This is a genomic window from Streptomyces omiyaensis (genome assembly GCF_014650895.1).
Taxonomy (GTDB): Bacteria; Actinomycetota; Actinomycetes; order Streptomycetales; family Streptomycetaceae; genus Streptomyces; species Streptomyces omiyaensis.
In genome coordinates, this window is the sequence record NZ_BMVV01000044.1 from 20,298 (window position 1) to 28,197 (window position 7,900).

The 7,900-nt window shown below is 72.9% G+C and carries 5 protein-coding genes and 1 pseudogene; 5 read left to right on the top strand and 1 reads right to left on the bottom strand.

Features of this window, described 5'->3' with window-relative positions; genetic code table 11:
* Positions 1–86: 86 nt before the first annotated feature.
* Genes IE287_RS36320 through IE287_RS36335 form a run of 4 tightly spaced genes read left to right on the top strand, consistent with a single transcriptional unit; the run spans position 87 to position 3,007 of the window.
* Complete coding sequence (locus IE287_RS36320) at positions 87–1,232, top strand: sugar kinase (protein WP_189853686.1); 1,146 nt, start codon at positions 87–89, stop codon at positions 1,230–1,232.
* A complete protein-coding gene (locus IE287_RS36325) occupies positions 1,229–2,002 on the top strand; it encodes an IclR family transcriptional regulator (RefSeq protein ID WP_189853687.1) in 774 nt (257 codons plus the stop codon). The genes IE287_RS36320 and IE287_RS36325 overlap by 4 nt, the downstream gene beginning before the upstream one ends.
* Complete coding sequence (locus tag IE287_RS36330; protein ID WP_189853688.1) at positions 1,999–2,409, top strand: RidA family protein; 411 nt, start codon at positions 1,999–2,001, stop codon at positions 2,407–2,409. The genes IE287_RS36325 and IE287_RS36330 overlap by 4 nt, the downstream gene beginning before the upstream one ends.
* 43 nt (positions 2,410–2,452) lie before the next feature.
* On the top strand, positions 2,453–3,007 hold the full coding sequence (locus IE287_RS36335; RefSeq protein ID WP_189853689.1) for a hypothetical protein: 555 nt from the start codon (positions 2,453–2,455) through the stop codon (positions 3,005–3,007).
* A gap of 133 nt (positions 3,008–3,140) precedes the next feature.
* Here IE287_RS36335 and IE287_RS36340 read toward each other — a convergent pair whose 3' ends face one another.
* Positions 3,141–6,473, bottom strand: coding sequence for a VCBS repeat-containing protein (locus tag IE287_RS36340; protein ID WP_189853690.1), 3,333 nt, complete (start codon positions 6,471–6,473; stop codon positions 3,141–3,143).
* Between the two features lie 689 nt (positions 6,474–7,162).
* Here IE287_RS36340 and IE287_RS36345 point away from each other — a divergent pair.
* A pseudogene (locus IE287_RS36345) lies at positions 7,163–7,900 on the top strand (RHS repeat-associated core domain-containing protein); the annotation flags it as partial.

A 7,900-nucleotide genomic window follows, 5' to 3' on the forward strand; every position in this document is an offset into this window, starting at 1 on the left:
TGCCGCAGACCGCAGCCCCCGGACCCGCAGACCCGCAGGCCGCAGACCCGCAGACCCTCAGACCCCGCAGGAGCGTGACCGTGACCATGACCGGACCACCCCCCGAGGTCGTCTGCGTCGGCGAGTCCATGGTGACCTTCCTGCCCTCCCGGCCCGGCCGTCTCGCCGACGTCCCCGCCTTCACCCGCGCCATCGGCGGCGCCGAGTCCAACGTCGCCTGCGCCCTCGCCGCCGCCGGACACCGCGTCCGCTGGGTCGGCCGGGTCGGCACCGACGGCTTCGGCGACCACCTGACCGACACCATCGCAGCGTACGGAGTCGACGTCGGCTCCGTCCGCCGTGACCCGCACCGGCCCACCGGCGTCTACTTCCGCACCGACGCCGACCGCTCCACCGCCGCCCACGAGGTCGTCTACTACCGGGCCGGCTCCGCCGCCTCCGCCATGTCCCCGCGGACCGTGCCGTACGACACCGTCGCGGACGGGCGGATCCTCCACCTCACCGGCATCACGGCGGCCCTCTCCGACGGCTGCCGGGCCCTGCTGTACGACCTGACCGCGCCCCGCCCGGGCCGCCCCCTGATCTCCTTCGACGTCAACCACCGGCCCGCGCTCTGGCACGCCGGCGGGGCCGCCGAGGTGCTCCTCGACCTCGCCCGCCGCGCCGACCTGGTCCTCGTCGGCGCCGACGAGGCCGAGCGCCTCTGGGGCACCGCGGACCCGGCGGAGGTCCGCGCCCTGCTGCCGGAGCCGGCGACGCTGATCGTCAAGGGCGGCGAGGGCCTCACGACGGCCTTCGAACGCCCCGGGGCGGCCTCCGGGCACCCCGGGACGGCCTCCGAACGCCCGGGGACGGCCTCCGAACACCCCGGAACTGCTTCCGAACACCCCGGGACGGCCTCCGAACGCCCCGGGCGAGGAGCGGCCGACGCCGTCACGAGCGTCCCCGCACCCCGCGTCGACGTCCTCGCCTCGGTCGGCGCGGGCGACGCCTTCGCCGCGGGCTTCCTCTCCGCCACCCTCCGCGGCCTCGCCCCGCGCGCCCGCCTGCGCCACGGGCACCTCGCCGCCGCCGCCGCCCTCACCTCCCCCGGCGACCTCGCCGCCCCGCCCCGGCGCGCCCACGCCGACCTCCTGGCCGCGCTCGACGACGACGCCTGGGGGAGACTGCACCTCGGCCCCGGGTGGACGTCCGCCGGCACGGAGGCCGACGAGGAGGTACGTACCCCATGAGCCAGACCGTCGACCGCGCGCTGAGCATCCTGCCGCTGCTCGCGCAGGGCCCCGCCGACCTGGGCCAGGTCGCCGACCGCCTCGGCGTGCACAAGTCCACCGCCCTGCGGCTGCTGCGCACCCTCCACGAGCACGGCCTCGTCTACCGGCAGCAGGACCAGCGCTACCGACTCGGCGCCCGCCTCTTCGCCCTCGCCCAGGAGGCCGTCGAGAACCTCGACGTCCGCGAGATCGCCCACCCCCACCTCGCCGCGCTCAACGAACGCACCGGCCACACCGTCCACCTCGCCGTCCACGAGGACGGCGAGGTCCTCTACATCGACAAGGTCGAGAGCCGCTACCCGGTCCGCATGTACTCCCGGATCGGCAAGCCCGTCGCGATCACCGTCGCCGCCGTCGCCAAGCTCCTCCTCGCCGACCTGCCCGAACCCGAGCGGCGCGCGCTGGCCGCCAAGCTCGACTACCCCCGCTACACGCCCCGCTCCACCCCCGACGCCGCCGCCTTCCTCCAGGAGCTGGCGACCGTCCGCGAGCAGGGCTGGGCCACCGACCTCGGTGGCCACGAGGAGTCCATCAACTGCGTCGCCGCGCCGATCCGCGGCGCCGACGGCCGGGTCGTCGCGGCCATGTCGGTCTCGGCGCCCAACGTCGTCGTCACCGCCGAGGAGCTCCTCGCCCTGCTGCCGCTGGTGCGCCGCACGGCGGAGGCGATCAGCCACGACTACTCCGGCACCACTCCCCCGAAGGAAACCGAGGAGACCCCCGCATGACCGAGAAGACCGCCCTCACCCCCTCCACCCACACCGCCCCGCCCGCGAAGTTCTCGCACGGCGTCCGCAAGGGCAACATCCTCCAGGTCGCCGGCCAGGTCGGCTTCCTCCCGGCCGTCGAGGGCCGGGCCCCGACGCCGGCCGGCCCGACCCTGCGCGAGCAGACCCTCCAGACCTTCGCCAACGTCAAGGCGATCCTGGAGGAGGGCGGCGCGGGCTGGGACGACGTGATGATGATGCGCGTCTACCTCACGGACGTGGACCACTTCGCCGAGATGAACGCCCTCTACAACCAGTACTTCGAGGAGCAGGAGCTCAAGGCGCCCCCGGCCGCCCGCACCACCGTCTACGTCGGCCTCCCCAAGGGCCTGCTCATCGAGATCGACGCGCTGGCCGTCCTCGGCTGAGCCCGCTTGCCGTGCCCACAGGCGCGTCGGCCATACTGCCGCCGTGGAGCAGAGCAACGGACCCATACAGCAGCCCCTGCGCGCCGCCTCGGCCGACCCGGCGTTCGTCCCCGGCATCACGGCGGTGTCGGCGCCGCCCGAGGACGCCCGCCCCGCCGCGGCAGCCGACACCGACACCGACACCGCCGACGACATGGCCGGGGCCGGGGCGGAGACCGCACCCGGGGCGGAGCGCACCGCCGACGCCGACACCGAGGACACCGCCGAGGCCGGCGCAGGGGCCGAGGACGCCCCGCGCGACGCGGAGCCGGCCGACGGCCCCGTCTTCGAGGCCGCCGACCGGCGGGGGCGGATCGTCGCCGACGCCGAGGGCGTGCGCCTGAGCTACGACGAGGAGGCGTGCGAGTTCCGCTGGGACGAACTCGCCGCCGTCGAGAGCGAGAAGGCCCGTTTCGGCAAGCGGTTCACCGTCACCGTGCACACCCCCGACCGGCGTTGGTACCCGATCGACCTCCAGGCCCCTGACCGCGCCCGCGTCACGGCGTGGGAGTCGGAGCTGGACGCGGTGCTCGACGCGTACTTCGACGAATCCGCCTGATCCTTCCGGCATCGCCGCCGCGCACGCCTGCCGCCGCGCACGCTCGTCGCCGCGCACGACGGAGCGGGCCGTCCCGGAGGACGGCCCGCTCGTGTGCTGTGCGCCGTGGCCGATCAGCCGTGGCCGGCCGGCATCAGAAGATGCCGGTGATCGTCGTGGCCCAGGCGCCGGTGCCGGACAGCTGCGGCAGGCGGTGCCAGGAGGGGCCACCGGGGTAGGTGAGGAGGCAGCCGGTCGGGCAGAGCCTGCTCGCCGGGTTCCCGGACGCGTCGACGTACTCGACGAGCGTGTCGGGGTCGGCGGGGGTGGTCGCCCAGAAGTCGCCGTACTCCTCGCCCGCGGTGGGCGCGAACTGCTTGAAGTTGTACGTCTTGTTGACGCCCTCGTCGTTGATCGTGACCGACGTGGCCTTCACCGTGCCCTGGATGTTGCCGGGGGAGGTGAGCAGCGGCCGGGAGTTCCAGCCGGTGCCGTAGGCGGTACGGGCGCCGAGACGGTAACCGGTCGCGCACTCGGGCTTGTCGAGGCAGCCCGGGTACAGGTACAGCTTGCCGTCGGCGGGGTAGCGGCCGACGATGTCGGCGACGCCGTCACCGGTCAGGTCGTCCATGGCGAGGTTGGTGAAGTCGCGCCAGCCGCCCGTGCCGAGGACGGTCGGGTTCGCCAGGTCGAACGGGTCGGTCTGGTTCTGGCCGCCGCCCGCGACGCCACGGCCGCTGTAGAGGAGCAGCTCGGCGTTGCCGCAGTAGTTCGAGGCGTCCCAGATGCACTCGGTGGTGATCAGGTCGTTGCCCGGCTTGCCGTCGATGTTGCCCGGCATCACGACCTGCTTCAGACCGCGCCAGTCCGCCTGGGACGGGTGGTCGACCTCCTGGCGGGCGTAGTACCGCGGCGCGCCGAGACCGTCGCCCGGGTACAGGTAGAGCCGGTTGTTCGACAGGCGGACGAGGAAGTCCTCGTAGCCGTCCGGGGCCGCCGTCGGGCCGGTGAAGCCCTGGAGGTCGCCGCGGTGGGCGATCAGCGCGCCGCCCCAGCCGCCGGTGCCGACCTCGACGGCCGCGGCCATCGGGCCGAGCGTCCCGTTGCCCTTGTAGAGCATCAGCTTGCCGTCGGGGTTGGTGGCGACGAAGTCGGCGAAGCCGTCACCGCTCAGGTCGCCGCGGCGGTCCTGCGGGTAGGTGCCCGGCGTGACCGGGGTGACCCCGGGCTCGTAGACGAAGTCGGACTTCGTCATCGAGAGCTCGACGGTCTCGTGGCCGCCGTCGACCGGCGAGTGGTTGCCGGCCGCGTCGTAGGCGACGACGTACAGCGTGCTCGCCGGGTAGCCGGACGGCGTGATGGTGACGGTCGAGGTGTTGGACGTGTCGGTGCCCGCGTTGACCCAGGAGCCGTTGGAGCAGCGCTCGCCGGAGACGGAGACCGGACGGTCCACGGTCCAGCAGTAGCCGGCGACGTCGGAGACGGTGTTGGAGAACTTGAACGTGACCGGCTTGCGGGCCTGGTACTTGTCCGTCGCCTCGCCGGCCGGGGTGCCGTCGGTGTCGCGCACCGTGACGGGCAGGTTCGGGCCCTTGGTGTCGACGGTGAAGGAGCAGGAGGCCGTGGGCGGGCTCTGGCTGCCGGTGGCCTCGTAGTCGGCGGCGTAGACCGACCAGGTGTAGGTGCCGTTGGCGAGGTTCTTCGCCGGCATCGTGACGGAGGCCCACTTGCCGCTGGTCACGCGCTTCCAGTGGACGTTGGGCGAGAACGAGATCGCCGTGCCCGCGGAGTTCTTCACCGAGAAGATCGCGTCGACGTTGCCGCCGTCGCGGTCGCTGACCTTCGCGGTCAGCGCGATGCCGCTGTTGCCGATGTAGGAGTTGCACGGCACGAGCTTGTTGCCGTCACCGGACGGCACCCAGGAGCCCTCGTAGGCGTCGCGGTCGTCGACGGTCGGCTTGTAGTTGTACGTGACCTCCAGCTGCGGGTCGTTCTTGAACCGCTTGAAGGTGTTGGAGTCACCGCGGGTGGGCGTGCGCAGACCGAAGTGCGTGACGGTCCAGTTGTTGCTGGCGGCCTGCTGGACGTAGTTCGTCAGCGCCGTGCTGGTGAAGTCGTGGCCGAGGTCGCCGGGGCAGAAGGTGTCGTTGCCGCCCGCGAAGGAGTCGGAGTCGAGCTTCGCACCCCAGTAGGGATCCTGGTTGGTCCAGGTCGGGGCGTTGACCATGATGCCGCCCGCCGACCACAGCTCGGTCGGACCGGCGTCGCTCACGTTGCAGGTCCAGGTGTGCGTCTGGCTCACCGCGAACTTGGCGTCGAGGATGGTCGCGCCCTGGAGCCCGTTGGTGTTCATCGCGAAGAACGAGCGCGTGTCACCGGTGCCGTTGTAGCCGACCCGCGGCTCGTCGGCGGGGGTCGACGACGTCCAGCCCGCACCGTTGGGGTAGTCCGCGCCCGGGGTGGCCGAGTAGATCACGGCCCACTTCAGCCGGTCGCCGTCGCCGAAGATCGGGTCGATGACGAGCGGGAACTGGTCCGCCTCCGCGAGCAGCTTCGGGTCGGGCGTGAGGGTGAGGGTGTCGCCGGAGACGTCGGCGGCGACCGGGGCGCTGTCCGGCTGCGCGGCGGTGGCGTCGGCCGCACCGGCCGACGGGGCCGCCCCGGCCTTGGTCCTGGCCTTGGCGCCGGCCTGCTGGCGCTTCTCCTCGGAGTCGGTCTTCGGCTGCTCCCACATCTTCGGGCCCGGGGCGCCGAAGACGGTCGTGCCGTTGCGGTCCTTGGCGAGGAGCTTGTTGCCGGGGCCCTCGGTGAGGGTGACGCCCTCCGTCTTCACGCCCATCTTCAGGGAGCGGAGAGCGGGGTTGGCGGCGGCCTCGGCGTTGTTGACGACCAGGTGCTGGGCGAAGCCGTCGACCTCGGCGATCAGCTTCAGGTCGACGCCCGGCAGCACGTTCGCGTACGTCGCGGTGTCGCCCTCGACGACCGGCGTCGGCAGCGCGGTCGGCCAGGTCAGGGCGAGCTTCTTGCCCTTCTTGGCCAGCGTGGCGAGCGGCTGGGCGCCGCCGCCGGAGAAGGAGATCTGGTACGTGGGCGCGGCCGGCCCCACCGAGCCGTCCGCCTTCTTGACGAGGCGGGCGTCGACGGGCTTCCAACGTCCCTCGAAGCGGGTCCACTTCGGAGCACCGTAGGTGCGACGGGTGGTCGAGCCGTCCGGGTTGGCGAAGTACTCGGCCGCCTCCTCGCGGCGGTCGAGGATCTCCACCCGCTTCCCGGTGCGCTTCGCCTCGGCGAAGGCGACGGTCTCGAACCGGGCGTCCGACCTGCCGGCCTCCTGGGCCGCCTGGGCGACGGGCTCCGCGGCGGCGACCGGCACGGGGTCGGCGGCGGCGACGGTCCCCGGAAGGATCACCGAGGCGGGCAGCGCCACGGACGCGGCTATCGCCAGCGCGGCTGTGCGCCAGCCGCTCCTGGGTCTCTTGGTACGCATGCTCTGAAATGCCTTTCCGGAGGACGCAATCGGTTGTATCGGCCCTGAGGGAACGTCGGTCTCTCCTGGCGCCGGACTCTATCCCGAGGAGCGCGTTCTCGGTAAAGGGGATTGGTGGGTGGAATTCGCCACGGAGAGAAAACGGTCCGGACGGGAAGTGGAATATCCGATTCCGGACGGGGAGGTTCCTGTCCGGAGCCGCACCTTGCGCTCCATCCTCTGTATCTCCCCTGGTGAGACGGGGATTGGGGTGAGGCGTCGCCCGCCCTCGGACTTGACGTACTTGCCCTGCCCGCGAAGAAAATCATTGCCAAAGGCATGTGACAGCGTGTTCAATGGCGCCGCTCAAGTGGCTGCTTGTGTCTATCGGGGTGGGGATTTCGATGTCAACAAAGCATGGCTTTGCCATGCCCTTTTTTCATTCCTCGGGAAATTCGGGGAAGCGGGCGGGAAGACGGGTCAGATCCGGGGTCGTCGGGATCGTCGCGGCAGGACTGAGCGTCTCCCTGCTCTCGGCACCGACGTGGGCCGCCCGGACGGCGCCACCCGGTCCGGCAGGGGTTCCCGGGGCGGAGTCGGTCGACGGCAAGGACTTCGTCCCGCCCGCCCGGCGGAAGACCCCCGCCCCCACCCCCGCCTGGAAGGCGTCCCCCGTCTCGTGGCCCACGCCGGCCACCGGCCGGGTGGCCGTGGGCCGGAGCACGGGTACGGCCGTCGGCGGTCTCCCGGTCCGCCTCGCCGCACCGCACGCCCAGGGGACCACCGCGAAGAACGCCGCCCCGCCCACCGGTGCCATGGACGTGACGGTCGCGGACCGCGCCGCCGCCCGCGAGGCGGGCGTCGACGGCCTCCTGCTGTCCCTGCGTCCGGCGACGGCCCCGGCCGGCGACCGCCTCGACGTCGAGGTCGACTACGCGTCGATCCGCGGCGCCTACGGGGCCGGCTGGGCCTCCCGCCTGCGCCTGGTGACCCTGCCCGCGTGCGCGCTCACCACGCCCGACAGGGCCGAGTGCCGCGAGCAGACGCCGCTCGCCACACGGAACGACACGGCGGACGCCACCCTGACCGCCACCGTCCCCGTGCGGACCGCCACCCCCGCCAGGACGACCGGCGCCCCCGCGGCCCGCACCGCGGCGGCCGCGTCCGGCGCCACCCTCCTCGCGGCCACCGCCGGCACCTCGGGCGCCGACGGCTCCTTCACCGCCACCTCGCTGGCCCCGTCGGGCTCGTGGTCGGCGGGCGGCAACTCGGGCGGCTTCGGCTGGACCGTGCCCATCGGCGTACCGGCCGTGCCGGGCGGTCTCGCGCCGAAGGTCGAGCTGTCCTACAACTCCTCCGCCATCGACGGCCGCACGGCCTCGACGAACAACCAGTCGTCGTGGATCGGCGAGGGCTGGGAGTACGCCCCCGGGTTCGTCGAGCGCGCC

Bases quoted from the DNA above. Each gene is read 5' to 3' on its own strand.
- IE287_RS36320 (WP_189853686.1), top strand. From the start codon at position 87: ATGACCGGACCACCCCCCGAGGTCGTCTGCGTCGGCGAGTCCATGGTG.
- IE287_RS36325 (WP_189853687.1), top strand. From the start codon at position 1,229: ATGAGCCAGACCGTCGACCGCGCGCTGAGCATCCTGCCGCTGCTCGCG.
- IE287_RS36330 (WP_189853688.1), top strand. From the start codon at position 1,999: ATGACCGAGAAGACCGCCCTCACCCCCTCCACCCACACCGCCCCGCCC.
- IE287_RS36340 (WP_189853690.1), bottom strand. From the start codon at position 6,473: ATGCGTACCAAGAGACCCAGGAGCGGCTGGCGCACAGCCGCGCTGGCG.